The sequence below is a fragment of the Wolbachia endosymbiont of Drosophila willistoni genome (genome assembly GCF_040084705.1).
GTDB lineage: Bacteria > Pseudomonadota > Alphaproteobacteria > Rickettsiales > Anaplasmataceae > Wolbachia > Wolbachia pipientis.
The window spans coordinates 278,948-305,062 of the sequence record NZ_CP157591.1; the positions used below are offsets into that span (position 1 = coordinate 278,948).

At 33.9% G+C, this 26,115-nt stretch carries 26 protein-coding genes and 1 tRNA gene; 22 read left to right on the plus strand and 5 right to left on the minus strand.

What is annotated here, in order from left to right:
* The first annotated feature begins 72 nt into the window (after positions 1-72).
* The 17 genes from ABL518_RS01525 (at position 73) to rnc (ending at position 18,061) form a co-directional block, all read left to right on the plus strand.
* Entirely contained in the window at positions 73-1,311 is a 1,239-nt protein-coding gene (locus ABL518_RS01525) for a hypothetical protein (RefSeq protein ID WP_010082038.1), read from the plus strand.
* Positions 1,312-1,423: 112 nt separating this feature from the next.
* Entirely contained in the window at positions 1,424-2,005 is a 582-nt protein-coding gene (locus tag ABL518_RS01530; RefSeq protein ID WP_010963115.1) for a sugar phosphate nucleotidyltransferase, read from the plus strand.
* 27 nt (positions 2,006-2,032) lie between these two features.
* Positions 2,033-2,865, plus strand: a protein-coding gene (locus tag ABL518_RS01535) for an IS5-like element ISWpi1 family transposase (protein WP_095742620.1) whose coding sequence is annotated in 2 segments (ribosomal slippage) — positions 2,033-2,402 and positions 2,402-2,865 — 834 coding nt in all. Because the reading frame shifts where the segments join, the coding sequence is not laid out codon by codon here.
* Positions 2,862-3,635 carry a cupin domain-containing protein gene (locus tag ABL518_RS01540; protein ID WP_010963116.1) on the plus strand — a complete coding sequence of 258 codons (774 nt, stop codon included), beginning with the start codon at positions 2,862-2,864 and terminating at the stop codon, positions 3,633-3,635. Before ABL518_RS01535 ends, ABL518_RS01540 begins: the two co-directional genes overlap by 4 nt.
* 128 nt (positions 3,636-3,763) lie before the next feature.
* On the plus strand, positions 3,764-4,972 hold the full coding sequence (locus tag ABL518_RS01545) for a hypothetical protein (protein WP_095742828.1): 1,209 nt from the start codon (positions 3,764-3,766) through the stop codon (positions 4,970-4,972).
* A 280-nt stretch (positions 4,973-5,252) separates the two neighbouring features.
* On the plus strand, positions 5,253-6,482 hold the full coding sequence (locus tag ABL518_RS01550; RefSeq protein ID WP_070357005.1) for a lipoprotein-releasing ABC transporter permease subunit: 1,230 nt from the start codon (positions 5,253-5,255) through the stop codon (positions 6,480-6,482).
* Entirely contained in the window at positions 6,475-7,206 is a 732-nt protein-coding gene (locus ABL518_RS01555; protein WP_038199598.1) for a hypothetical protein, read from the plus strand. The genes ABL518_RS01550 and ABL518_RS01555 overlap by 8 nt, the downstream gene beginning before the upstream one ends.
* A complete protein-coding gene (locus tag ABL518_RS01560; protein ID WP_007548692.1) occupies positions 7,203-8,423 on the plus strand; it encodes a hypothetical protein in 1,221 nt (406 codons plus the stop codon). Before ABL518_RS01555 ends, ABL518_RS01560 begins: the two co-directional genes overlap by 4 nt.
* Before the next feature lie 198 nt (positions 8,424-8,621).
* A complete protein-coding gene (gene atpG, locus ABL518_RS01565) occupies positions 8,622-9,494 on the plus strand; it encodes an ATP synthase F1 subunit gamma (RefSeq protein ID WP_010081973.1) in 873 nt (290 codons plus the stop codon).
* Positions 9,495-9,512: 18 nt separating this feature from the next.
* Positions 9,513-10,847, plus strand: coding sequence for a TldD/PmbA family protein (locus ABL518_RS01570; protein ID WP_010081974.1), 1,335 nt, complete (start codon positions 9,513-9,515; stop codon positions 10,845-10,847).
* 174 nt (positions 10,848-11,021) lie between these two features.
* Complete coding sequence (locus ABL518_RS01575; RefSeq protein ID WP_006279919.1) at positions 11,022-11,273, plus strand: cold-shock protein; 252 nt, start codon at positions 11,022-11,024, stop codon at positions 11,271-11,273.
* Between the two features lie 35 nt (positions 11,274-11,308).
* On the plus strand, positions 11,309-12,535 hold the full coding sequence (locus ABL518_RS01580; RefSeq protein ID WP_038199603.1) for a DEAD/DEAH box helicase: 1,227 nt from the start codon (positions 11,309-11,311) through the stop codon (positions 12,533-12,535).
* 203 nt (positions 12,536-12,738) lie between these two features.
* Positions 12,739-15,045: an AAA family ATPase gene (locus ABL518_RS01585; RefSeq protein ID WP_010082052.1), complete on the plus strand. Its 2,307-nt coding sequence runs from the start codon at positions 12,739-12,741 to the stop codon at positions 15,043-15,045.
* A gap of 64 nt (positions 15,046-15,109) precedes the next feature.
* Entirely contained in the window at positions 15,110-16,006 is an 897-nt protein-coding gene (locus tag ABL518_RS01590) for a class I fructose-bisphosphate aldolase (RefSeq protein ID WP_038228077.1), read from the plus strand.
* Between the two features lie 5 nt (positions 16,007-16,011).
* Positions 16,012-16,083: transfer RNA gene (locus ABL518_RS01595), tRNA-Cys, on the plus strand.
* 121 nt (positions 16,084-16,204) lie between these two features.
* A complete protein-coding gene (locus ABL518_RS01600; RefSeq protein WP_010082053.1) occupies positions 16,205-17,272 on the plus strand; it encodes a quinone-dependent dihydroorotate dehydrogenase in 1,068 nt (355 codons plus the stop codon).
* A 90-nt stretch (positions 17,273-17,362) separates the two neighbouring features.
* On the plus strand, positions 17,363-18,061 hold the full coding sequence (gene rnc, locus ABL518_RS01605; protein WP_006279914.1) for a ribonuclease III: 699 nt from the start codon (positions 17,363-17,365) through the stop codon (positions 18,059-18,061).
* Between the two features lie 338 nt (positions 18,062-18,399).
* On the opposite strand, the gene ABL518_RS01615 is transcribed toward rnc, so the two are convergent.
* Together ABL518_RS01615 and ABL518_RS01620 are read right to left on the minus strand one after the other, a co-directional pair.
* Positions 18,400-18,942, minus strand: coding sequence for a hypothetical protein (locus ABL518_RS01615; protein WP_006279913.1), 543 nt, complete (start codon positions 18,940-18,942; stop codon positions 18,400-18,402).
* A 109-nt stretch (positions 18,943-19,051) separates the two neighbouring features.
* The gene (locus tag ABL518_RS01620) at positions 19,052-19,582 is read right to left on the minus strand and encodes a phospholipase D family protein (protein WP_010963125.1); all 531 of its coding nucleotides are present in this window, start codon (positions 19,580-19,582) and stop codon (positions 19,052-19,054) included.
* A gap of 546 nt (positions 19,583-20,128) precedes the next feature.
* Between ABL518_RS01620 and ABL518_RS01625 the strand changes: the two genes are divergently transcribed.
* Positions 20,129-20,254, plus strand: coding sequence for a hypothetical protein (locus tag ABL518_RS01625; RefSeq protein ID WP_255511221.1), 126 nt, complete (start codon positions 20,129-20,131; stop codon positions 20,252-20,254).
* Between the two features lie 163 nt (positions 20,255-20,417).
* Here ABL518_RS01625 and ABL518_RS01630 read toward each other — a convergent pair whose 3' ends face one another.
* Entirely contained in the window at positions 20,418-21,242 is an 825-nt protein-coding gene (locus ABL518_RS01630) for a hypothetical protein (protein WP_095742829.1), read from the minus strand.
* Positions 21,243-21,409: 167 nt separating this feature from the next.
* Between ABL518_RS01630 and ABL518_RS01635 the strand changes: the two genes are divergently transcribed.
* The 4 genes from ABL518_RS01635 to ABL518_RS01650 are packed head-to-tail and all read left to right on the plus strand — an operon-like array spanning position 21,410 to position 23,700.
* Positions 21,410-22,048 carry an HAD family hydrolase gene (locus ABL518_RS01635; protein ID WP_010081930.1) on the plus strand — a complete coding sequence of 213 codons (639 nt, stop codon included), beginning with the start codon at positions 21,410-21,412 and terminating at the stop codon, positions 22,046-22,048.
* Positions 22,048-22,545: an RDD family protein gene (locus ABL518_RS01640; protein WP_010081931.1), complete on the plus strand. Its 498-nt coding sequence runs from the start codon at positions 22,048-22,050 to the stop codon at positions 22,543-22,545. Before ABL518_RS01635 ends, ABL518_RS01640 begins: the two co-directional genes overlap by 1 nt.
* A gap of 59 nt (positions 22,546-22,604) precedes the next feature.
* Complete coding sequence (gene bfr, locus ABL518_RS01645; RefSeq protein ID WP_010081932.1) at positions 22,605-23,081, plus strand: bacterioferritin; 477 nt, start codon at positions 22,605-22,607, stop codon at positions 23,079-23,081.
* A gap of 1 nt (position 23,082) precedes the next feature.
* Entirely contained in the window at positions 23,083-23,700 is a 618-nt protein-coding gene (locus ABL518_RS01650; RefSeq protein WP_070357010.1) for an SURF1 family protein, read from the plus strand.
* 30 nt (positions 23,701-23,730) lie between these two features.
* Here the strand turns inward: ABL518_RS01650 and ABL518_RS01655 are convergent, their stop codons facing one another.
* On the minus strand, positions 23,731-25,449 hold the full coding sequence (locus tag ABL518_RS01655; protein WP_010081996.1) for a monovalent cation:proton antiporter-2 (CPA2) family protein: 1,719 nt from the start codon (positions 25,447-25,449) through the stop codon (positions 23,731-23,733).
* Between the two features lie 5 nt (positions 25,450-25,454).
* Complete coding sequence (locus ABL518_RS01660; RefSeq protein ID WP_010081997.1) at positions 25,455-26,027, minus strand: thioredoxin family protein; 573 nt, start codon at positions 26,025-26,027, stop codon at positions 25,455-25,457.
* Positions 26,028-26,115: the final 88 nt, after the last annotated feature.

Genomic DNA, 26,115 nt, shown 5'->3' on the forward strand with positions numbered 1-26,115 from the left:
TGTGTTAATATATTATTAGTGTACTAGTTTTATTATTGAACTATAGCATTATAGCGATTTTGGTTTGACAATATGTTTGAAGCATTAAAAAAGGGAGCAATAGATCTTACACTTAAAGCAAAAGGTCTGCTTACTTCACCTGAATCTCAAGTTTACGTCGAAGACCTTAGAAAGGTAATGATGTATGATGGAAGGAAATGCCAGTATCCAAAAAATTATGATCAAATTGTACAGTCTGCTAAAATCATAGAAAACAGGGATATGCATGGAAATGCTATACTAGATAAAGATAAAAATCCAACCTATAAACTTTTGTATGGTCAAAAAGATGAGAATGGAGAACAACCAAGTTTCAGATTATCTTTAGTTACCAAAGATAAAGATAATGATAGATCTTATTTTACTATCAATTATATAGACAATCAGGGTAAGCAAATTCCGATAAATGAGTTGCATAAGTCATATTTTGAGCCATTAGGCTTTTCGAGAATGGATTTGAAAAAACACGTGCCAATTTTTGAAGCTGAAAAAACTAAGGATCCTCAATATCCATTTGAATTAACTAATTCTTCTGTGCTAACTAAAGAGGTAAAAAATAAAGAAGGTAAAGTTCAGGAAGTTGTTGATGAAAAAGGAAGAAATGGAGAATTATTATACACTAGTGATTACAAGAAGCTAAGCACCCATTTTTCAGAAATTAGAGATCAGAATGGTAATCTAGAGCTAGATAAAAGTCTTATATCTGTTCCTATCGTTTTTGCTACAAGTTTAGCTAAAGTTTGTACTAAATTGTTGACTTCTCTTCCTATAAAGTTAGGGGAGCATTTAATAAGCGAACAAAACCCAATTGCAAAGTCTTTTGGTTATCTTTTATTTACTCCTGCAATGGCAGTAAAAAATTTAGTGGATATGGGAGCTACCATACTTAAGGCTCCAATTTTATTGTTTGTAGCAAATGAGAAAAAATATGGTGATGCTTACTACACCATGTGGAAACACCAACTGAAAGGATGTTTGGAAGAAGCAAAAAGTGACTTTAATGTTATTAAAGGTGAAGAAAGGCTAAAGCCGGATCATGGGAATCGTGATTCACTAGTGGGCACATGGGATGAGCTTAACGCTAGAAGGCCAAAGAAACAAGGGGATGATAAAGAAGTTAGCAAGAGTAATGAAATACTAAAGAGTCCTGAGGAAGAACAAAATAAGGGTAATGAAATATTAAGTGATAAAAGAAAAGGTCATGTTGAGGAATTACAAAATAGAAGAAATTCACAGCAAGGGCAAGGCGCTACACATGATCACTCTCATTAGCAATTACTTTAAATCAACATTTACTTTCTTTATTAACTATTCCACAACAAAAACTTGCATGTATTTTGCCCTCAGTATAAGATATTAATTATTTAATTAATATCTTAACTAAATGCGCCCTGTAATATTGTGTGGTGGTAGTGGTAGCAGACTTTGGCCTTTATCTAAGCCAAAGCAATTTCAGAAAATATTTAGTCAGAACACTATGTTTCACAACACTTTGTTGAGGCTAAAAAGCGATTATATGCCGCCCATAATTGCTACAAATATACAGTACGAGTCATTAGTGATGGAGGAATTGCATGCACTGCAAGAATATAAAGTGATTTTCGAACCAGTGAAAATTGGAACAGCAGCGGCAATATTAATTGCTGCACTTCTCTGCAATGAAAACGAGACAATGTTAATTCTGCCTTCAGACCATTTTATAGGTGATTTGAATAGTTTTTATGCTTCTACTCAAAAAGCGTCTAAGTTAGCCTCTGAAACTAACTCTATAGTCACTTTTGGGGTTAAGCCTCATGAATTCAATTCTGAATACGGCTATATAAATGCAGTATATGATCAGAAAGAAAAATGTCATATAGTGAAAGATTTTACAGAAAAGCCCGAGCGTAAGTTAAGTAACGATCATTATTGGAACTCTGGAATATTTGTGTTTAGAGGTTGTCCGGAAACAAGTAAAAGGCTATAATATCTGAAATTTTAGTACGGGGTAAAGATGAGAAAAAAGTATCCAACAGATCTAAGCGAAAGGGAATGGGCAAGAATAGAAAAACACTTCAGAGTATCATACAAGAAAGGAGGAAGGCTGCCAAAGTATAGCAAAAAAGAAATATTAGAAGCAATTTTCTATGTATTGCGTACAGGGTGTCAATGGCGGTATTTACCAAATGATTTTCCGCTATCGAAGACTGTGTATGAGCAGTTCAGGCAATGGAAGAAGCAGGGAATTTTTGAGAAAATGAATTATGAAATTACAAAATATAGTAGAAGAAAAATAGGAAGGAATGAGCAGCCGAGTGCCTGTATAGTAGATAGTCAATCTGTAAAGACTACAGAAAAGGGGGGATCAAAGGCTATGATGGAAGTAAAAAAGTAAAGGGTAGAAAAAGGCATATAATTACAGACACTCAGGGTTTTATACTAGGTTGTTACGTAGGCGCTGCTAACGAAAATGATAGAGATGGTATTAAAATAGCATTAAACAATATGAGAACAAAATATACTAAAGTTAAAAAAATGTGGGCTGACATGGGATACCAAGGAAGAAATTTAAAGAATCACATAAAGGAAGAATATGACATAGATATTGAAATTGTTAAAAGGCCTCCATGTAGATTTTGGGTGCACAAAGATACGCCACCTGAGCTACTACCAACAAGAGAACAAGGGTTTAAAGTACAGCCAAGAAGATGGGTTGTAGAAAGGACTTTTGCTTGGGTTAATAGGAATAGAAGGCTATCGAAGGAGTATGATTTACTCACAACATCCACTGAGAATTTCATATACCTAGCTATGAGTAGGGTTATGTTAAAGAGGGAATATGCTTGAATTTACTTGTTTCCGGACAACCTCTTAAAGCAAAACGCTACATAGATGAGATTAAAAAATCTGCCCCGAATCTTTACAATTTATGTTTTAAATATTTCACACCGCAAGAGAGATTTCTGTATTTAAAACAACGAGATTTTGCAGGAATTGAAGGCATATCCATTGATTACTTGGTGATGGAGAAAGCAAAAAACGTTGCAATGATAGAAGCTAATTTCGATTGGTTGGATGTTGGAACTTGGAATTCAGTTTTAGAATTGAGTGAGAAGTTTAGTAAAGAACCGGCATCATTTCAGCATGTGATTAGAGAAAAAGAACCAGTTTCAACGACAGAAAGTAATAAAAATTTATTGAGTGGAGCTTGTAAGCAACCAAACAAAAGTCTAATTTCATTTATTCATAAAGTTAAGAAAGTAAAGGTGATAAGGAAAGAAGTTAAACCATGGGGATTTTGTAGTATAATTTTAATGAGCGAAAATTTTCTTATAAAATATCTTTTTATCAATCCATTAAGCTGCACTTCTAAGCAATTCCATCACTATAGAGATGAATACCATATAGTGCTATCAGGAGTTGGATATGTTAGTTTAGAAGACAAAGAATATGCTATAGCAAAGGACCATATGATAGAAATCCCAAGGGAAGTTTCCCATAGGATTGAAAATAGAAGCACAAGCTTTCCACTTGAGATAGTTGAATTTCAGATAGGAGAGCATTTATCTGATAATGATATAGTGAGATTGGATGATGTATATGGAAGAATATGGTAACGCCATAAATGCATTTGTTGGCAATTTATAATATGGGTATAGCTGCTTTATGTAAAAAATAATATTTACTAAATCTTAATATTTTAAACCTATACCCATATTTTAATAAATAATGAGTTGTAATTAATATGAAGGATCCATTTAAAAGTGACAATTATAGAGAAAATCTCGGTTTCCTTAAAGAAGCTATAAAAGCAAGAGATGAGTTAGTAACTATTAGACATTATAATAAAACGGTAAGGGATTTATCTCAGGCATTAAAGCGTTTTACAGATAAGGCAGAAGATGTAGCTAAGTTTGTTATACGTAGTGACTCAATTGATTATGTAAAATTGATGAATGGAAAGCCATCAGGTCTTAAGATATTAAAGGAAATATTGAATAGAATCTCGGGAAGAAATGTTCCAGTTAAGAATATAAGTAGTTTTATTGATAAATTACCTCCTCCTACTTCAATGACAATCTTTGAATATCTAGAGGCTTATCGTAAAATTTCAGGTTTGGAGCAAGTTGAAAGAGGAAATATTGCAATAGCTCCAGAAAAGCCAGAACGCAGTTTTCTAAAAGAAGATAGACAAGTAGAAGTTAATTATAATGATTCAGGCCATGGAAATTCATTAGATGAAAAGCCTGGATACAAAGAGATATCAAATTATCAAGAGAAGAAGAGTAAAATTTTAACAGAAAATTCACAAAGTTCAAAATCGCCTAGAGAAGAGCTAATTTATGTAACAGTTCCTAAAGAACATATGGAAGCAAAAAGAGAACTTAAACAAAAACAACAATCTAAACCTCCAATATTGCCAAAACCATCAATAGCACCCCCATTGCCAAAAAAAATGTTTACTGCTGGTCAAGAAGTTAGACAAAAACCAAAAGTAGTAGGAACTGTTCCTAAATCAACTAAAGATAAACCTGAATTACCACTAAAACTTAAAAAGTTAGGTCATACTGATCAAAAATCAAGCACAAAGCTAGAAATGGTAGTATCTTCTATGGAAAAAGAAATTAATTATAATATCGATATTAAAGTACAAGAGATAAGAAAAAAATTCAAACAAAATCAAGCAAAAGAAAGTCCTAATGCGCAAACTATTGAAAGCAGGACCCCTCCTGTTGCACAAGTGAATATAGATGTGGAGAAAAAAACTAGGCCATCACCAAAAGTTGCTTCCCAATCTCGCTTATTTCCAATGAGGGATGAAATATCTCAGATGAATCCCTTATCAGCAAAATCTGATCCGAGACCTCATGTTAGCAAAAATGCTCTTCTCACAGATGTAAATGTAAAGCAACTAGTTGTACAATTTGAAAATTATGGAAGGAAAGAATTATAACTTATTGAATAAACCCAATAATATTCTTGATTTTTTCTATGTTATAAAAGCACAAGCTCTCCACTTGAAATAGTTGAATTTCAGATAGGAGAGCATTTATCTGATAATGATATAGTGAGGTTGGATGATGTATATGGAAGATTTTGAAATTCTAATGTTAAAGATACTCTATAAGTCTGCTAAATTTAAGGAAGCAAAAATCTCTAGTTTTTAAATAAAGAAAAGTCTACAATTATACGAAGTTTCAAAAATATAATGTCTAACCTCAAAATATTTTGTAATGTCCATTGCCTTTGAAATTACTATGGCTGCTTGCTATTTGCGAGCAAGAAATGCCAGATTTTGCTCTATAATGACTTTGTTCTCTATTATCGGCATTGCCCTTGGAGTTGCAACACTAATAGTGGTGATGTCTGTGATGAACGGATTCAGAGCAAAGTTGCTTGACTCAATACTTGGCATTGATGGCCATATTAACGTTTATTTTGATAGGAACATAAATTCAGATTACTACGCAGTTTCAAAATCTATTGAGAGAATTCCTGGTATATTAAAAGCTACTCCTATGACCAATGATCAAGTTATTATTGTAGCAAATGGTAAAATTGCAGGTAGCGTAGTGCGAGGTGTGTCAACTAAAGATTTGCTTGATAGTACTGCCGTTACAAATAATGTAATTATAGGTGATGTAAAAAAATTTGATGAAGGGATAATAATAGGAGCACGCTTAGCAGAAGTTTTGAACATTGACTATGGCGACGAAATTACGTTTATATCATCTGAAGAATTTGATGCATTACTTGGTGAAATGCCGCGAATGAAAAAATATAAAGTTATAGCAATATTTGATATGGGTATGTTTGAGTATGATAATACCTTGATATATATGCCTCTAAAATCAGCACAAGCCTTTTTTAATTATAAAAATAGCATAAAAAATATAGAAGTACTTGTAGACGACGTTACTAGAGCTGATAAGCTGGCAGATGCTATAGAAAAAGAAATAGGAATGGAAGCTGAAAGTTGGCAATCACAGCAAAGCCATTATTTTAGTGCTTTAAAAACTGAAAGAAATGTGATGTTTTTAATTCTCACTTTGATTATAGTTGTAGCAGCGTTTAATATTATCTCAAATTTAATGATGATAGTGCAAGAAAAGAAATCCGCGATTGCAATTATGCGTACATTTGGTGCAACAAGTGGAAGCATTATGCGTATATTTTGCGCTTGTGGTCTATTAATCGGTTTTACGGGAACTTGTCTTGGCTGTATTATAGGTGTCGTTTTTTCTCTCAATATCGAAAGCATTAGAGTGTTTTTAGAAAACATTACTAACGTCAAGCTGTTTGATCCTATGATATACTTTTTTTCAAGTTTGCCAGTGATATTAGTACCCCAAGACGTAGTAAATATTTCTGCACTTGCGTTACTCTTATCATTTTTAGCGACAATTGCTCCTGCGTTGCAGGCAGCTGCACAAGATCCTGCGGAGATACTACGTTATGAATGATACTCAGCAAAAGTACATAGGTTGGTTCTTAATTGTATTGTTATTTACCGGTTACATCACAATAAATAACATAATCTTTTTAAAAATAAATCAGCAAGAGAGTGAAAACAATGTGAAAGCTTTAACGGAAAACATGGATGAATTTAGAATGTTGCTTGAAGTTAATCAATCTAGAATAGAAAAAAAGATATTTGACCTCAAGAGAAGTCAGCATACTCAATGTGAGCAAGGTGATAATAACTCAAGATGTAAGAACCTTGCAAAATTGCTATTACTTGTGGTTAAAATGAAGAATTCGTTATTGCGAGAAGCAAAATTTGATAACCATATAAATTCAATAAAGCCTTTGATATCAGAGCTTGACGATCCAGAGATAGAAAATGCAGTAGATGAATTAGAAAATTTGAAAGAGATAAATACCTTACACGAATTGAAGTTATCTTTTGAAAAAACTATTGATACTATCGATTACAACAAAAGTACATTGTCTAAAAAAATCATTTCAAACTGGATAAAGGTAGACGACCGAAATGATCCATTAAGAGTAAAATTCGCAGAAATTGAGGAGTCAATAAATGATAATGATTGGCAAAATATAACTGTTACAGTAAGCAATTTAACGCATTCAGAATTCAAGCTATGGCTGAATAAATTGAATGGTTTTATTGTAGCTTCTAAGAATATTTCAACAATATATCATCACTTATTACAATATATCTCATGATTTATTTTATAATTTTCGCTTTTTCGTTTTTATTTGGTATATGGGTCAAGGTAAGTGGTGAAGTAATAAAATTGGAATTAGGCAATTACACTATAAGTATTGATCTATATTTCATTATTTTTACTTGTGTAGTTTTATTATTTTTATTAATTACACTTGTACGCTTTTTTTCCTCCATTTCATCAACATTTGCCAACATAAGAAATAGAAGAAGGGATAGGGAAGAATTGCTTCTCTTTGAAGCTTTCTTTAGCATAGACTTAGACAATATAGAGAATGCCCAAAAGCTAGTTAAAAGTCTGAGTGAGGAGAGCGATAGGTTGTCTTTAATAAAGCTCTTTAACTCAGGTAAGACGGGAAATTACAGCTTTTTCAGTAACGGTTTAACAAATATTGCAAATAAAAATCGTAACTTAGCTCTACTTCTAGCCAATAAGCTGATTGTCCACCTCAAACAAGAAAAAGTAGTCTTTCAAAAATTTATAGAATATTGCTCTAGTTCAATTAACGATAAAATGCTATCTATTCCCTTTCAAATAGAGCATTGCATATTGAAAGAAGATTGGATTAATGCAATTTTGAGGTTGAAGGAAGCAGTTAAGTCCAATATTTTTCTCCCCTTTGATCATAAAGAAATGTTTGCAGTGTTTTATTGCGCTTTAGCAAAGCAATATGAAAGTAAAGGAAATTTTAAGGAGGCTATAAAGTCTTTATTTAGAGCACAACGTTATAGTGCAATTTTTCAGCCCATCAATTATTTAAAGGCAGAATTATATATTAAACTTGGAAAAATCAGAAAAGCTTCTGCAGTGCTAGAGGCAGAGTATACAGTAAATCCTACTCCTCAGTCAGCTAAAATGTACATCAATTTAAATAGTAAAGGTGCTGAAAGACTATACAACTTACGCCCTGATTATTATTTTAGTTACTGTTTACTTGCTTTGTCCTCAATGAGTTCAGGTAAATATGATCTTGCAAGTCAATATTTAGATACTGCTATGAAAAAAGCTAATTACATGTCAATCTACTTTATTGTAATACAACTCAAGGTTACATTGCAAGAACACGACAAGGTAATTTATTGGCTAAACAAGATGGGCTCAGAAGCTTTGCCTGATCCAGGCTGGAAATGTAAAAATTGTAACAGGGAACTAGAACAATGGGATCATAAGTGTTCAAGTTGTAATAGTTTTAATTGTGTTTATTATATATTATAAAATTCCACAAAGTGTAGAAATTACCATTAGGCTACTTTCACATTGATATTGCTGAAGTTAGAGCACTTTCTTAATATAATCCTTATCTCCAAACAATAAACCTGCAAGTTTCTTAGCTAGACTTGGTTTTAATGTCAAAAAAACTTGCTTTTAGACACTAACAGTTATATATTTTAATAAATCAGGGTTGTATACAAAATGAAGAGCTTAAAGGAATTATCCTTAAGAATTAAGAATATTAGGTCTGTACAGAAAACCACGAAAATAATGCAAATGGTTTCTGCAGCAAAGTTGTTACAAAGCCAAAAGAAGTTATTAAATTCAAAATTATATGTATCTAAGCTGCATAACATTATTTTTTCATTAATGCTATCAGTTGATCAAGAATTACTGGCAAAAATTCTAAATGTCAGTAACGACGGTTCTTACCTAGTATTCATTATTGCGTCTGATCGTGGCTTGTGCGGCAACTTTAACTCTTCTATTGTCAAATTTAGTCAAGAGCGTGTAAATAAGTCAATCGCAAATGGCAAAAAAGTAGATATTGTATTTCTTGGTAAAAAAGCTTTTGATGTAGGTAAAAATAGATTTGACTCTAAAAGTATCTTAAAAATTGAAAATAGTAAGGGAATCACGTTAAAGCACGTAGAAGCTTTGGTTGATGGTATAGATTTAAGTAAATACGATAAAGTTAAAGTTTTTTATAGTAAATTCTATAATACCTTCACGCAAAAACCAATGTTGGAAACAATAAAACCATGGAGTAAAGACTCATCCTTGATTGATAGCTCTCTGGCTGGTCCAACAACAGATTACGGCTATGAGTATGAACCACAAAATATTGAATTTATTTTAAAATCTTTGGTTCAAGATTACGTTGTAATTGCTCTTTACTCTGCTTTACTTGAAAGTGCAACGAGTGAGAATAGTGCTAGAATGGTTGCTATGGAATCAGCAAACAGAAACACTAAAGAGATACTGAACAAATTAGCATTGCTTTATAATCGTTCTCGTCAAGCAGCGATTACGACTGATTTAATTGAAGTTATAGGTGGTGCAGAATCTTTATAGAAATCTAAGGAATAGAAAATGAATATATTAAATATTGCAGCAGATATTACTAAACTAATAAAAAAGCAAAATCAAGATGCGGAAGTTACAATATATGAAACTAATAAGACTTCAGTTTCTCAGCGTCTATCAAAAATTGAGCAAATATCACAATCTAAAAATTGCACTGTAGGAATCAGAGCTATAGCAGGTAAAAACAAAGCTGCGTATATTTCTACAAACGATTTGAATAATCTGAGTGATACAGTAAGCCAAGTGGTAGAAATGGCAAAGAATGCGCCAGAAGATCCTTGCATTAATTTTGCTGTAAATGGTAGTAATTATATCTCTTCTGCAGATTTAAGTATCTCAGATAATAATGTTGTAACCGTTGATAACCTAAAAGAAATTGCTGAAGCTGCAGAAAATTCAGCCCTTGCACATAAGAGTATCACTAATTCTGAAGGAGCCTCTTCTTCATACGCTTTAGTGAATACAGTATTATCGACTGTTTCTGGTTTTATTGGCTCGTTTAGTAAATCAACCTTTGCTAATCAGGTCTCTGTTGTTGCTGGAAGAGAAAGTGAAATGAAGGTTGGTTACGATTATGATATAGCATGTAATTTTAGTGATTTAAAGTTGCCAGAGTTAATGGGAAAAGAAGCAGCAAAAAGAGCAGTTGATCAATTGAATTCACGTACAATGAAAACTGGTAAATTTCCAGTTATTTTTGAAAAAAGAGCAGCAAAAGGGCTAGTAAAAAGTTTTGCTTCTGCTATAAATGGGAGCAGTATTATAAGCAACAGTTCTTTCTTGAGGGGTAGTTTAAACGCTCAGATTTTCAACGATAGAATTAATATTATCGATGATCCATTGTTGCCAAGAGGCATAGCATCGAGACCATTTGATGGAGAAGGGATAACTAGCAAGAAAAATATATTTGTAAAAAACGGAATATTACAAAATTGGATTTTAGACTTATACTCGGCTAGAAAATTAGACTCAGAAACAACCGGAAGTGCAACTCGTGCAAGTAATGCTGCAGTTATTCCTGCAGCTAGTAACCTCTACATTGAGAATGGTGATGTATCGTTTGAAGAATTAATTCAGGAAGTGAAAGAGGGAATATATGTAACTGATTTATTTGGTTTTGGTGTCAATTTAATCAATGGCGATTACAGCCAAGGCGCTTCCGGATTTTTTATAGAAAATGGAAAAATAACGTATCCAATACATGAGATTACCATTGCTAGCAATTTGAAGGATATGTTTAGCAATTTAGTCGTTGCAGATGATCTAACTTTTTGTGGGCAATTTAATTCACCAACGATTAAAGTTAGCGAAATGACAGTTGCAGGTTCGCTTAACGATTAAAAAATTTATTTGCATCAAGTACAACAATTGTGTATTATTGTCATGTAATGTTAAGAATAGACTATGGAGTATAAAGGTTTAGTTTCAATAGCTAAGCTTAAAGCATTCTCAATCGTAATTTCAAAGTTTTTCATCACATTAGTAATGTTAGTTAATAATTTAGGAGTTGTTTAAATGGAATTTGGTAATGTAAAATGGTTTAATGCCGAAAAAGGCTATGGTTTCATCAAGCCAGAAGGTAAAGGGGGTGACGTTTTTGTACATATTAGCACATTGGAACGTTCGGGAATAAGACCTGAGGCACTTAAAGGAGAGAATAAAGAGAAGGGAATAAAAGGAGAAAGGGTGAGTTATGAGGTTAAAGAGGAGCGCGGTAGAAACGGAGAAGATAAAAAATCTGCAATAAATTTAAGATTGGAAGATTAATCTATTATGAAGTCTTTTAACAGGATTAACGTATTGTGAATAATTTTCATGAGATGGGTCTCCCAGCTTCGCTTAGACAAGCTCTAGATAAAAATAATCTTTTCGTCCCAACTCCGATTCAAATACAAGCGATTCCCTTAGCGCTACAAGGTAAAGATATTCTCGGATCTGCTCAAACGGGGACTGGAAAAACTTTAGCATTTGCTATTCCGTTGGTTGCTAAGTTGCTGAATGAGCCTAACACTGGTTCAGCTTTAGTCATCGTGCCAACCAGAGAGCTTGCGCATCAGGTAACAAATGAGATAAGAAAACTCTTATCTCAAAATTCTGCACTAAGGGTCGCTTTGTTGATTGGTGGTGAGCCTATTTTTAGGCAGCTAAATCAGCTTCAGAAAAAACCACAAATTGTAATAGGTACTCCTGGTCGTATTATAGACCATATTGAGCGTAAAACTTTGATTACTCGCAATGTTAGCGTTCTTGTGCTTGATGAAACGGATCGTATGTTTGATATGGGCTTTGGAGTTCAGATTGAAGAAATTATGAAGCATTTGCCTAAAATAAGGCAAACTCTTATGTTTTCTGCAACTCTTCCTGGAGATATAGTAAAACTTGCTGAGAAGTACCTTAATCGACCAGAACGTATTTCTGTTGATTGTGAGGTTACAACTTCTGTAAAAATTAAGCAAGAAATTGTTTATGCATCAGAATCAGAAAAATATGAAAAGCTTGTTACACAACTATGTCAGCGCGAAGGATCAATCATTATCTTTGTCAAAACAAAGCGAGGAGCGGATCAGCTAGCTAACAGATTGCACAAAGATGACTATAGCGCTTTAGCAATTCATGGTGATTTAAGGCAGCACAAGCGCGAAAGGGTCATTAATTCTTTTCGTCGTGGCCGTAATCAAATCATGGTTGCAACAGATGTTGCTTCTCGCGGCCTTGATATTCCCCACATTCAACATGTTATCAATTATGATGCACCACAATCGCAAGCTGACTATATTCATCGTATAGGTAGAACTGCACGCGCTGGAGCTGAAGGGTATGCGCTATCTTTTGTTACACCTCAAGACAAGAGAAGACTGCCTGCACTGGCAGACAAAGAAGGAGAGCTAAATTTTGATTGTAGTGTGCAATTTAAAAAACGTAACAGCAAAAAGGTCTTTAAAAGGCCAAGTACGTTAAAGACTAAATACGGTAGAAAAAAGATCAATGCATTTAAGAAGAAAAGCAGAGTACTAGAAAAAGCGTATTAAATAGGATTTACCTACAATTTGATAAGCGTAAAACTCGTCATTCCGCTACTCATTAGCGGAATCTATGCTGAGATATTGCGGTGCTATGACGTAGATCCAGAGTGGGATTCAAATTGGCTACAGCGAACTGCTGGATTTCAATTTTTTTAATAATTGTGTGCTATTCATTATATATGAGTTCCCACTTTTAAAGAGAATAGGAGATGATTTCCAAAAACTTAGAGGCAAGTTTGAATAGAGCACTATTCATTGCTTCTAATTTTAATCTTAAATATGCGAAAGTAGAACATTTATTGCTGGCGTTAACTAAAGACGTGGATGTAAATTACGTTTTATCAAGATGTAATATCAGAGCCGATGAAATCATCAGTATGGATAACATTCTATCAAGATGCAATATTAAGGCTAATGATTATAATAATAATATAAAAGGGTTTTTACAAAGCAGTTCTGAATTGATTATCAGTGGAGTTAAACCTAGCTCAATGTTTCAATGCATAATACACAGAGCAATAATACGGGCTCATAGCTTGGGGAAAAAAGAAATAAATGGAGCAAGTGTTCTAGTAGAAATTTTGTCTGGGCAAGATTTATACGTTGAAGATCTATTGCAGAAACAAAGTGCGAAAGATTCCAATTTGATTTACCACATATCTAACATGAAATACTCTAACGATATAGATGAATACACCACTAATCATAAAGTAAAACTTGATAAAAATAATGATGCTCCTACTACAGTAAATAAAGGTGAGCTACTAAAAGATGAGGAAATTCTACAAAGTTATTGTAAAAATTTAAATGACTATGCAAGAAGCAAAAAAATAGATTATGTTATTGGTCGTGATTATGAATTAAATCGCACTATAGAAATATTATTGAGGCGTAGAAAAAACAACCCTTTATATGTTGGAGATCCAGGTGTTGGCAAAACCACAATAGTTGAGGGTTTGGTACTCAAAATCATTGAAAACAGTGTTCCAAGTGCGCTCAGGTCCAGTATAATTTATGCTTTGGATTTAGGGTCACTCCTTGCAGGGACACGCTATAGAGGTGATTTTGAAGAGAGAATAAAATCTATAATAAAAGCGATTGAGGCAAAACCAGGTGCTATCCTTTTTATTGACGAAATACACACTATCATTGGAGCAGGTTCTACAAGTGGTAGCTTTCTTGATGCAGGTAACCTACTCAAACCTGCGCTTGCAAGAGGTACACTGCGTTGTATAGGTGCAACTACATATAGAGAATACAGCAATAGTTTTGAAAAAGATAAAGCATTAGCGAGGAGGTTTCAAAAAATTAATGTTAAGGAATCTTCTGTTAACGAAACGATAAAGATACTAGATGGTATAAAGCACTACTATGAAGGGTATCATGGAGTATATTATACAAAGAATGCCATTAGGTCTGCGGCTGAACTTTCGCATAAGTATATTACTGGGCGAATATTACCTGATAAAGCGGTTGATGTTATTGATGAGGCAGGGGCATATTGTAAATTGCTAAGAAACAGGGGTAAAATTGTAAATAGTAGAGATATTAAGAATACCATTACTAGAATTACAAATGTGCCTTGCGGATCTGAATCTGATGATTTGCAGAAAGTAAAGTCTTTAAAAGCTAATCTAGAGAAGGTGGTTTTTGGCCAAGAGCAGGCAATAGAATCTCTTGTTAATTCTATTAAAATTGCTAAATCTGGGTTGAGAAATTACAATAAGCCTTTAGCAAATTATCTTTTTGCAGGGCCAACCGGTGTTGGTAAAACCGAGCTAGCAAAACAATTAGCAGAAAGCATGGGCATGAATCTTATACGCTTTGATATGTCCGAATATATTGAGTCTCATACGATATCAAGGATGATTGGTTCTCCTCCTGGATATGTAGGTTATGATCAGGGTGGATTACTCACAGAGTCTGTATCTAATAATCAATATAGTGTTGTGCTGCTTGATGAAATTGAAAAGGCTCATAGCGATATCTATAATATATTGCTACAAATTATGGATTATGGTTGCGTTACAGACACTTACGGACGTAAAGTTAACTTTTCCAATATAATCTTAATTATGACAACTAATGCAGGAGCAGCTGAACGCAGCAAAAGTTTTGTTGGCTTTGGGCATAAAAAATTTAACACTGGTGATAGTGAAAAAGCGATAGAACAGGTTTTTAGCCCTGAATTTCGTAATCGTCTTGATGCGATTATTTCTTTTTCTGACTTAAATGCGGATATAATTCTGCATATTGTAGATAAATTTATTCAGGAACTGAAAAAGCAGCTGACGCAAAAAGGCATAAACTGCTTGGTAGAAGATGAAGTGAAATCTTATCTTGCACAAACAGGTTATAGTAAGGAAATGGGAGCACGTCCGATAGAGAGACTTATTGAAAAAGAGATAAAAAGTTACTTAGCGGAAGAAATACTGAATCGTAAATTAATAAAAGGAAAGAAATTAAGAATCTATATGAATAAAGTAGAAAATAAAATTGCTTTTGATATAGTTTAAAATCCTTGTATTGAACTTCATCTTTGTTACAATCTATAACTTAAATTCAATTTGAATTATAGTGATAAGTGATAAAGTAAAACAAGTCCTAAGCTACTACGAAAGTGAAAACCCTGGGGTAAAAGCAAATCTTACTCGTATTCTCATGCATGGAAAGCTTGGCGGCACTGGCAAGTTAGTGATTCTGCCAGTAGATCAAGGATTTGAGCATGGTCCAATTAAAAGTTTTGAAGTTAACCCTGATGCTTATGACCCACATTATCATTTTCAGCTTGCGGTTGATTCGGGAGTAAGTGCATATGCTGCTCCACTTGGTATGATTGAAGCTGGTGCTGCAACTTATGCTGGAATGCTCCCACTTATTTTGAAACTTAATAGTTCCAACTCTTTACATTCAAAGGATCTAACCTCTGATCAGGCAATAACCTCTTCTGTGAAAGATGCGCTGCGTTTGGGATGCTTAGCTGTCGGATTTACTATATATCCTGGTTCTGCTAAGTGTTTCGATATGATGGAGGAAGCCCGTGGAATCATAGCTGAAGCCAAATCTTATGGACTTGCAGTAGTGCTATGGTCTTATCCACGCGGTGAAGGGATTTCCAAAGAAGGTGAAACAGCAGTTGATGTTATTGCCTATGCTGCGCACATGGCAGCTTTGCTTGGCGCTAATATAATAAAAGTAAAACTTCCAACTAAATATTTGGAAAGGGAGAAAATAGAAACAGAAAATATTGAATCATTATCTAAAAGAATTGAATATGTTAAAAGGTCTTGTTTTGCAGGGAAAAGAATAGTAGTTTTTTCTGGTGGTGAATCGAAGGAAGTAGATAACATATACAATGAAGCGAAAGAAATTAAGCAGGGTGGCGGTAATGGTTCAATCATTGGACGTAACACTTTTCAACGCAAAAGGGAGGAGGCTTTATCTATGCTAAAAGATATAATGGATATCTACACATAAAAAACGGCTGGGTGGCAGAATGGCTTATGCGGAGGACTGCAAATCCTTTTATACCGGTTCAATTCCGGTCCCGGCCTCTTTCATTCTCTATATCTTGTAAAAGTTAACAGTAGCTTTAAGTGTGTAACCTATAGAGAAAGCTTGTCCATAGTAAAATCAATTTCTTTTCAAGTTATGGTTATACTCTTATAGCGTTTCATGGTAAAAAATAAACTAAAAATAAGCAAAGTGTTTTACAAACGTAATTTACTATTTTTACTACCGCCCGAAGTTGCTCACTCTTTGGCAATTATGGCATTAAAGAAAATGCCTTATAAGAATCCTATAGAGCTACCAGAATCTTTGAGTGTGAATTTTTTTGGTAATAAGCTCAGAAGCCCCGTAGGTCTGGCTGCAGGTTTTGACAAGAATGCAGAAGTTATAAGGCCTATGCTCTCATTTGGTTTTGGGTTTATTGAAACTGGTACTGTAACTCGTAATCCACAATATGGAAACAAAAAGCCAAGAATTTTTCGGTTAATTAAAGATCAAGGGGTAATTAACAGATTGGGATTTAACAATAAAGGAATAGACTATTTTCTTAAACAAATAGGTGAAACCAAGCTTGATGACTGCATTTTTGGCATCAACATAGGAAAAAACAGTACATCAAAGGACCAAATCAGCGATTATGTTGACTTAATAAAGATAGTATATGGAAAGAGCAATTATATAGTGCTGAACATCTCATCCCCAAACACGCCTAATTTACGCAATCTGCACAATAAGCAAGAATTATCGGAATTGTTGAAATCCGTAACTCTAACCCGAAAATCAATTGATAATTCTAAATCCATACCAATAATATTAAAAATCTCACCAGATGTAGATCAGCAAACGAAAGAAAATATCGCTGAGCTTGCGTTGGAATATAAGATTGACGGATTAACAGTAAGCAACACTACGGTAAGTAGAGATAATCTGCATTCTCACCATAATGAGAGTGGTGGGTTGAGTGGCAAACCGCTGTTTAAACTTTCAACCGAGTTATTGGGCGATATGTACAAATTTACTAAGGGCAAAATATTATTGATAGGGTGCGGAGGAATCTCAAGTGGTGCTGATGCATATAAAAAAATAAAGGCAGGAGCTTCTTTGGTGCAGTTGTACACTGCTCTCATATACCACGGACCTCAAGTTGTAAACAAAATTAATCTAGAACTTGCAGAACTAATAAGGAGAGATGGATTTAGTAACATTAATGAGGTGGTGGGTTGTATACATTAATTTTGAAAGTTGGTGGTATTATTTTAATAAAATAAAACTAATTCTCTGGTATAAAGGTGGTAGAAAGTGCTTTTCTTTTAAATAATGGGTATGAAGAGTTTGAATGATGCAATATCTAAGATCATTGATTATAAATTTACAAATTATGCAATATTAGAAGAGGCACTAACTCACCCAAGCGTAAATAAAAGGAATAGCAAAAACCAGATTGTAAGCTACGAAAGACTAGAGTTTTTGGGCGATAGTGTTTTGAATATGGTTGTATCTGCCACACTGTTTAAACTATTTCCTGAAGAAAAAGAAGGAGCATTGGCAAAAAGAAAGACGGATTTAGTTTGTGGCAACACCATTGCTAATGTTGCTAAAGAAATAAAATTAGGCAGCTTTATCATCATGAATAATAGTGAACGCTGCAATGGAGGGAGATGTAACTTAAAAAATTTAGAAAACTCGCTTGAAGCACTAATAGGTGCAATTTATATTGATGGCGGGCTTGAAAATGTTGAAAAATTTATTATCCAATATTGGGAAAAGCTAGCTAAAGGCATGCTTGACCCCCCTCAAGATCCTAAAACCTCACTGCAAGAGTGGACTCAGAAAAACAAATTGCCTTTACCAGAGTATGAGCTTGTAAAACAAACTGGACCAGCGCACAATCCTGAGTTTACTATATCAGTTTGCATAGAAGATTATGGTAAAGTTTCTGCATGCGCTTCTAGTAAAAAGATTGCTGAACAAAAAGCTGCTGAGTTGATGCTAGAAAAAATTGGAAAAGACGCTTCAGTTTAGGCAAAATAGGCATTAATGTAAATTTTAAGGAAGCTAATAGCGTTTAGGGTAAATGGTCAATTTAAGGAGAAGCATAGTATTATTCATAAAAAAGTTGATTTACCAAAAATCAAGCCTTATGTAGTGGAATATCAATGGCTGTTGTCGGAGATGCGGAAAAAAAGAAGTAGCAAGTTACCAAAAGGTGTTATGCCAGATACATTTGGTCCAAGAGTTGTTTTGTGAAGTTGACAGAGTCAATGAGAATGAAAGTTTTAAAAAATAGCATATTTTTTAATTATAAAAATTTGATATTAACTGTTGTTGGTTGATTGAGTAAAAACCAGTGAATGGTCACGTTAAAACATATTTTTAAATTTCTGCCAAAATCCTGGTTTATTATCATTAACCTTTGTAAATGTTATATTTAAACTGTATTTCGGATCATTTGGCACGTCGTATTTTATGCTAAATGTTGAAACTTTATCGTTATTGTAAATATGTACATCATCATATGATAGCTTTGTTGTGTAACACTTTACATACTTTTGCTTATCATGCACTAAATCACCTGACTCCCTTTCTAGTTCCACAAATTTCGTTTTTTTCTGACATTCCTTCATTTTTATTAAATCCTTATCTAGTGATATTGAAACTGGCAACGTATTTCCAGCATATTCTTTAGCTAAAAGTTCACTTTGAGGATACATTTTTATTTCCCTGCCAAAATGTGAGTCTATGAAATTATTACTCCAAAATTTATCGCCAGAATGCACGTACTCATCAGTAGCATACGGCACCCCACCATAATTGCATTGAACTTTGTAATCTCCAACACCGTTGTTTTGAAAAAAATCATGAATAGCAGTGTAGCTACCGGCAGCATCATTTATATAATCCATTACTTTATTCCTTAAATTTTTAGTTCATTATATCATAATCATTATGCCAATCAATCAAAAAAGCTCTCCCTTGCTGTTTTTAAAACTGATTTTGAGCAAGCGCTCTCGATTAGTTGGGAGCGTATTTGTAAGATTGTGACATTCGTGCCTCCCAGTTTTTCACATACTGCTGAATCAATTCAGGATAATCTGTAATAATTAATAAATTTTCAGCATTTCCTTTTTTAGCTGTCTTACTAAGGTTAAATGACCCTGTGATGACTTTTTGATTGTCAGCAATCATTATCTTATTATGAGCAATCTTTGGCTTATCATCGATCCAAATTGGTACTCCACCTGAAAATAATTCATTTATAACACTATATTTTGAGTAGAGTTGCGATTTATCTAAGATGACTTTAACATCAACACCGCGTTCTTTAGCATTAATCAAAGATTTTGCAACTGTTCCAAGAGTAAATGTATATTCTTGAACTAAGATAGATTTTTTAGACTGATCTATTACATTGATTATCGGTACAGCACAATCTTCTCCAGGTGAAAAGCAAACCGTAGCTTTTGGGCAGGGCGAAAATATAAAACCCGCATAGTAATACAGAGAAAAACACATTAACAAGAATAAAAAGTGAAAAAGCCTCACAACAACCCACCCCCGGATATACGGCGATAGGCTACATTATAATTTAATCACCTGTCAATAGACTTCTTGCATAGTTTTTGGCAACAACCGTTAGAAACGAAAAAACTTACTTGACAAACTCCGCCAGCCCCCTTATCATGAAACTGAAGGCATTCAGTTATCTTCATCTGTGCAGATTAAACAGCAAGAAAACAACGTAGTTGGCGTCTTATTTTTAATTTTTTGCACTATGTGCACCTTATGTCTTCACAATATTTCTAGGTTTTTACCTACACAAGCTGAAACGCGCTTATAAGTCGTTTAAGACAGTATAGTACGCCAATTTGCAGGATTAGGGAGTGACAACTAGCTAACACGGGGTTTCTTTTGCCTTTTTTTCTGCTTAGTAAATTTCTTAAACATTTAAACTAAGGTGAGTTGCATTTAAAAGCAGCTAAATTGCAGTGTTTAAGACTTAAAAAACGCCAATGTTCTAAAATAGATATTAGCTGGGGCTTCTTTTGCCTTTTTTTTCGCTTGGTAAATTTCTTAATGTTTATAGCTAACATGAAGCTAAGTACGAACTTTGTTAAATACAACAAATGGTGTCATCCCAGTGCTCCTTTTTTTGTCATCCGAGTAGCTGACACTGGGATCTATTTTGCATGTAACTCCAATTGTGTTTTGGCATAAAACGCGACGCGTATTAGACTTATTTGCAAGCAAAGCTTGCTAGATCCAAGTAGTCAGGGCACTGGGATGACACCCTGACAATCGTCATCCCGCTACTTGTTAGCGGATGAGATACCGCGGCGGTATGACGGTTTGTGGCGGTATAATGAAGCTTGAAAGCGGATCACCTTTCACGACCCGTGTTTACTTCATTCACTTTAGGAGTATTAACAGGCGTTATTGCCGGGTTTTCAAGCTTTGTTGCCTGCTTCAAACCCTCGCTTACACTTTTGTCCTTTAAAATTTCATCAAGCTGCTTACTCTTTTGTTGCTCTTCGTTATTTGACGTATCTCTTTGAGCATCTTCTTTCATGCCACGAGCATTCTCTACATCCTTTTCACCTTCACCTAAAAATTTTTCTAATATTTTCTTAACAAAGCGCTTCAGAAGACTCAAAAACCCTTCTTCTTTTTGATTTTCTTGTGGTGGAGGCGTGTTATCTTTTTTGTCCGGCTCAGTGTTGAGCTTCTCTTTTACAGAACTCTTGCTTACTGAGGGATTAACGGTTTGTGAATCGTGCTCTGATGCTGTTTGCACAGAAGCTTCAGTAGTCTTTTTTTGTGTATTATGTTCAAGGTCTTTAACTGCTGTTGTAGTTTTTCTCGGAGTGTCTTGGAGTTTTTTGTCACTTTTTGGCTCTGCAACTTTTTCACTTGTGAAGATGCCCTTCCCTTTATATTGTTGGTCAAGCTCAGCAATTCTTTCAAAATCTTGACGTACTTTTTCATCTGCACGTCCTTTTTGACTTTCAAATTTCTGGCTCAATTCTGCAACGTTTTTCATTTTGTTCTCAAGCTCCTTACTTTTCACAGCTTTTAGAGCCTCTGTTCCTTTTGCGATATAATTAACCTTCTTTTCTAATGAGGTACCTTCTGGAAAAGCACCTGGAGAACGTTCAAAAACATCTTTAAACTTTTTTTCAACACTTTCTTTAGATGTCTGGGCCATACCTGTTACCTATTAAAACATATCATATAATCAGTATATTAGCTAATTATATAAAAAACAGTTAACATAACTTGTGGTAAAAAGTGTTTATCAAGGGCGTCCTATTTATATCTTTTTCATTAAAATGCTATTTACTTATTAAGTTAAAATGTATAATTATATAAGAGATGAAAGATAGCTCATTAGCAGTAGTATTCGATTGGGATAATACCTTAGTTGACACTCAAGATAATATTTTTAATGCTATTAAGCATACCATAAACTCAATGGGGTATAGTAATAAAGCTGCTGATAGAAATTCCCATGAGTCGAGAAAGAGCTATATGGTCAATTTATTTGGCGATCAGTGGAAAAAAGCGAATCAGATATATCAACAATATTTAGATGATGCACTATTGCAAAACATTGCTTTGAATCAAGGAGTAGAGAAAATGTTGCAGACACTGAAAAGCCACAATATTTATCTAGCAATAGTAAGTAATAAGAAAAATACTAATTTACGTAAAGAAGTTGCCTATTTTAAACTAGATTCCTACTTTGAAAGAGTGGTTGGGTCATGCGATACTGCAGAAGATAAACCATCTGCAACCCCACTGCTATTTGCACTAGAAGAGAGTACGTTGCCTATAAATAGAGAAAATGTGTTTTTCGTTGGTGATAGCATCACAGATGTTCTGTGTGCACAAAATGCCAATTGTTTACCTATTATATACGGTCAATCAATAAGCGGTTATGAAGATTTGTTATGTTTTCAACATTTTGATAAACTTACAGATTTTATAATAAAGTATTTAGAAGATAGGTAATGACCACTGTTACAGAGATTGCCAGTATAATAAGACGCTTTTGCGCATATTTGATAGATAGAGCAATTTTATTAATTCCAAACTTATTAATCAGACTATTGTTAAAGAATTTTCCGTTAATTTCATCTATGTGTATAGATTGCAGTTACTTCACATATTTTATATCTTCAAAAGCCCAAGCAACTCCTGGTCAGCAATTAATGAACATACATACCATAAGCTTGGACGGTTCTAAAATAGATTTGAGTTTAGCATTTGATAGAAGCATTTCTCAGTTTTTTCTTTCTCTATTATATAACATAATAGTTATCCTCATCGAGCTTTTCCAAGAACAGGACGTGTTAATAAACGCTTTCGATATATTAATAGTGCTACTCACTATATTAACGGTGCTGCTCACTCTTTGCTGGTATCTAGTTGCTTGCTTCTCTAAGAAAAAACAGACATACCACGACATGCTATTTAATACGGTTGTTATCAAAGGAAATATTAAATGAGTTGCTATAACTATCGTTATCATATAAATTATGCTGATGAATTGAACTAAGGGAAGATTATGAATGAAGAGATAGTAAAACATTTGAACAAATTATTGACCAATGAGCTAACTTCTGTACGCCAGTATCTTTTGCATTTTGCGATTCTCAAAAACAATGGAATTAATAGATTTGCAGAAAAGGTAAAAAATGAGCTTAACGAAGAACTTGAACATGCAAACAAGTTGGCAGAAAGAATTTTGTTATTCAAAGGAGTTCCAAATTTTCAGGATACAAACGAAATATCAAAGCATGATGGAAAGTTTACAAAAGACACAATACGGAAAATCTTAGAAGCTAATTTGAAATTAGAGGGAAAAGGTATTAAGGATATCAAAGAAACGATTTCTATCGCTGAGAAAGAAAAAGATTTTGTTAGTGTAATGTTATTAGAAGAGATGTTAAAAAATGAAGAAGAGCACTTCCATTGGATTGAAAAACAGATTGACCTTATTGAACTAATGGGTGTTGAAAACTATTTAAGAACACAAATATAGAGTGTTAAAAAAAATAGTATTTATTTTAATTGTACCTTGCTTGCTCCTTTTTTTATTAGGGTTATGGCAAGTATTCAGATTGAACTGGAAGAATAATATTATCAAAAATATGAGTCTTCCTGTTGTTCATCTGTTGCCCAATAACGACCTTGAAAAATTTAACTATAGGCATGTCAAGATTGATGGGATTCTAAGTGACATAGAACTATATGTTTTTGCAGGGCAACACGGCTATCACGTGCTGTCTCCTATGTTGCTCACCACTGGACGTTACATGTTGGTGAATAAAGGAATAGTCGGAGAAAAAAAGGAGAAAAAAGTAAAAATTGAAAAAGTAGTTGCAGATGGAATTTTATATTGCGATAGCAATAAAAGTAAAAATTGGTTTATCAAGAACGATACTGCTTCGAATACATGGTTTACCCTGAGTACAGAAGAAATTTCCAATGAGTTAGGTATTAAGCTAGAGAAGTGTGTATTGTGGCCGAACAATTTTGGCAGCAAAGTAGCTATACAGCCAATGAAGCATTTGGAATATGCAATCACTTGGTTTGCACTTTCCTTAATTTGGTTGATTATGTGCGTAATTTACTATAGGCAAAACCTCAATAAAGCTTGAAGCTTTCTGTACATAAAATTAGAGAAGTAGTTATTCATCTTTATCACTACCAAGGTCTTTTAACATACTGTAATTGCCTTTTCTGAATCTACTTTTTAAAGACGTAACTCCACTTTCGCTAATACCACTAAGGCTCAGTGCAGCTCCACCTAGCTGCAATCCTATCTCAGATGTTTCAGGAATAATTTTACTAGCTCCTAGATCTCTATAAACCTCCACATTACCCAGATCTGGTAAGCGTATTACAATATTTACATGCGGAAAATTTGCTGCAACTAAAGAAACAACTTTTTTTATAGTAACTTCATTCTTTATTGAAATAACGAGAGCTTGAGCTCTTTCTATTCCTACCGATTTTAAAATTTCACATCTTGTAACATCTCCAAGATATATAGGAAAACTATCACTTTTTCCTTCTTTGACTATTTTCGATTGAATATCTACAACAACGTAACTTAAATGCTCTGCCGTAAGCATTTTTGTTACCATATATCCCACTCTACCAAATCCAGCAACTATCACATGGTTATAAAGATCTTGTGTATCTGTTTCAACAGCTTCATCATCTAATATTGTTTTCTCAGTGCTAAATGAGTTTGCTATCCAATCTCCAAGCCCCGATAAAAGAGGAGTGAAAGCCATGGTTACTGTAGTTACCATCATAAGTACTTGAGCGATTTCACTTGGTAGCACATTTAGCTCATCTGCTAAGCGAAACAAAATAAACGCAAATTCACCGCCTTGTGAAAGCAGTAACCCAGCTTGTATAGCAGGTGCACTCTTAAACCCAAAAAATCTACACAATATATATATAATAGATGTTTTTAAAACGATAAGGATAATCGATAATAAAGTAATTAGTGGTAACTTATTGAGTAAAAGTTCGGTATTGATGGACATACCAACAGTCATGAAAAATAAGCCAAGAAACAAATCTTTAAATGGCAATACTGCGTGTTCTACTGAGTGTCTATATTCTGTTTCTGCAACTAACAATCCAGCAACAAATGCACCTAATGCTAACGATAAATGGAATTGCTCAGTAATAAATGCTGCTCCTAATACTATTAAAAGCGTTGTTGATATAAAGATCTCATTACTTTCCATTTTAGCAATAACCGAAAATAAAGGTCTAAGCAATAATCTACCAGTTATAAATATCAGCACTAATGCAATAGCTGCTTGCACCAATGAACCTGCCAATGAGCTTATCAGGCTGTGCTCAGAATTGCCAGTAAGTAAAGGTACCAATACTATTAATGGTACCACTGCAAAATCTTGCATTAATAGCACTGCTATCGACAACCTACCAACCTGACTTGCTTGAGAACCTTTTTCTTGCAGAACCTGCAACACTATTGCTGTTGAGGATAGCGCAAGCCCACCACCAATAACTGTTGCTATATTCGTATTCACTCCGAAAGCAAGAGCGATGCACCATATTGCTACCATGGTAACTATAACTTGAAGAGAACCGAACCCAAATACATGAATACGCATAGCGATCAGGCGTTCAAATGTCAATTCAAGGCCTATAATGAATAATAGAAAAACTACACCAAATTCTGCAAGATTATCCATTGCTTCAGCTGAGTGTATCAGATTAAATCCGTGAGAACCAATAACTGCACCTGCAACGAAGTAACCAAGCACTGGACTAATATTCATTTTCCAAAATGCTATGACTATAAACACAGCAGCAGAAAGCAAAATTATAATATCAAACAAATGCTGAGAGCCACTGTGCATGATATTTAACCTGTAGAATTAGACCATTTAATTGAGCAGCCAATACTTGATTTTTGGTCAATTGGAGAATTACCAGTTTCTGCAATAAATTTCATAGCTTGAAATAAGTCACTACTTCCTACTTCATAGCTTTGAACCTTTTCTTTTTTTGTGTCGTTAAAACGTCCACGATAGCAAAGGTTTAAATTGGAATTAAAGCCGAAAAAGTCAGGAGTGCAAACAGCCCCGTATTCTTTAGCTATTTTCTGTGTACTATCAATTAAATATGGAAATATAAACTTATTTTCCTTGGCAAAATTAATCATATTTTCAAAGGAATCTTCTGGATATTCATTTACATCATTTGGCATTATTGCAATGGTGTTTACCTGATAATCTTTTTTCAATTGATCAACATCGCTTACCAGATTGCTAATAATTGACTGAACGTAAGGACAGTGATTGCATATAAACATTATAATAAGACCATTTTTTCCACAACAGTCACTTAATGCATAATATTTATTGTCTACTCCCAAAAGATTAAAATCTTTTGCAGTAAAACTAAAATCGACTTTAGGAGTATTCAGAGCAACCATAGACTATTATTATACCACATGTAATTTACGGTCTTATTATTTAAATGTCAAACGGTTTCTATGTATACTGTTTGCATATTCTTTTTTA

Bases quoted from the DNA above. Each gene is read 5' to 3' on its own strand.
- ABL518_RS01525 (WP_010082038.1), top strand. From the start codon at position 73: ATGTTTGAAGCATTAAAAAAGGGAGCAATAGATCTTACACTTAAAGCA.
- ABL518_RS01530 (WP_010963115.1), top strand. From the start codon at position 1,424: ATGCGCCCTGTAATATTGTGTGGTGGTAGTGGTAGCAGACTTTGGCCT.
- ABL518_RS01545 (WP_095742828.1), top strand. From the start codon at position 3,764: ATGAAGGATCCATTTAAAAGTGACAATTATAGAGAAAATCTCGGTTTC.
- ABL518_RS01550 (WP_070357005.1), top strand. From the start codon at position 5,253: ATGTCCATTGCCTTTGAAATTACTATGGCTGCTTGCTATTTGCGAGCA.
- ABL518_RS01555 (WP_038199598.1), top strand. From the start codon at position 6,475: ATGAATGATACTCAGCAAAAGTACATAGGTTGGTTCTTAATTGTATTG.
- ABL518_RS01560 (WP_007548692.1), top strand. From the start codon at position 7,203: ATGATTTATTTTATAATTTTCGCTTTTTCGTTTTTATTTGGTATATGG.
- atpG (WP_010081973.1), top strand. From the start codon at position 8,622: ATGAAGAGCTTAAAGGAATTATCCTTAAGAATTAAGAATATTAGGTCT.
- ABL518_RS01570 (WP_010081974.1), top strand. From the start codon at position 9,513: ATGAATATATTAAATATTGCAGCAGATATTACTAAACTAATAAAAAAG.
- ABL518_RS01575 (WP_006279919.1), top strand. From the start codon at position 11,022: ATGGAATTTGGTAATGTAAAATGGTTTAATGCCGAAAAAGGCTATGGT.
- ABL518_RS01585 (WP_010082052.1), top strand. From the start codon at position 12,739: ATGATTTCCAAAAACTTAGAGGCAAGTTTGAATAGAGCACTATTCATT.
- ABL518_RS01600 (WP_010082053.1), top strand. From the start codon at position 16,205: ATGGTAAAAAATAAACTAAAAATAAGCAAAGTGTTTTACAAACGTAAT.
- rnc (WP_006279914.1), top strand. From the start codon at position 17,363: ATGAAGAGTTTGAATGATGCAATATCTAAGATCATTGATTATAAATTT.
- ABL518_RS01615 (WP_006279913.1), bottom strand. From the start codon at position 18,942: ATGGATTATATAAATGATGCTGCCGGTAGCTACACTGCTATTCATGAT.
- ABL518_RS01625 (WP_255511221.1), top strand. From the start codon at position 20,129: ATGAAGCTAAGTACGAACTTTGTTAAATACAACAAATGGTGTCATCCC.
- ABL518_RS01630 (WP_095742829.1), bottom strand. From the start codon at position 21,242: ATGGCCCAGACATCTAAAGAAAGTGTTGAAAAAAAGTTTAAAGATGTT.
- ABL518_RS01635 (WP_010081930.1), top strand. From the start codon at position 21,410: ATGAAAGATAGCTCATTAGCAGTAGTATTCGATTGGGATAATACCTTA.
- ABL518_RS01640 (WP_010081931.1), top strand. From the start codon at position 22,048: ATGACCACTGTTACAGAGATTGCCAGTATAATAAGACGCTTTTGCGCA.
- bfr (WP_010081932.1), top strand. From the start codon at position 22,605: ATGAATGAAGAGATAGTAAAACATTTGAACAAATTATTGACCAATGAG.
- ABL518_RS01655 (WP_010081996.1), bottom strand. From the start codon at position 25,449: ATGCACAGTGGCTCTCAGCATTTGTTTGATATTATAATTTTGCTTTCT.
- ABL518_RS01660 (WP_010081997.1), bottom strand. From the start codon at position 26,027: ATGGTTGCTCTGAATACTCCTAAAGTCGATTTTAGTTTTACTGCAAAA.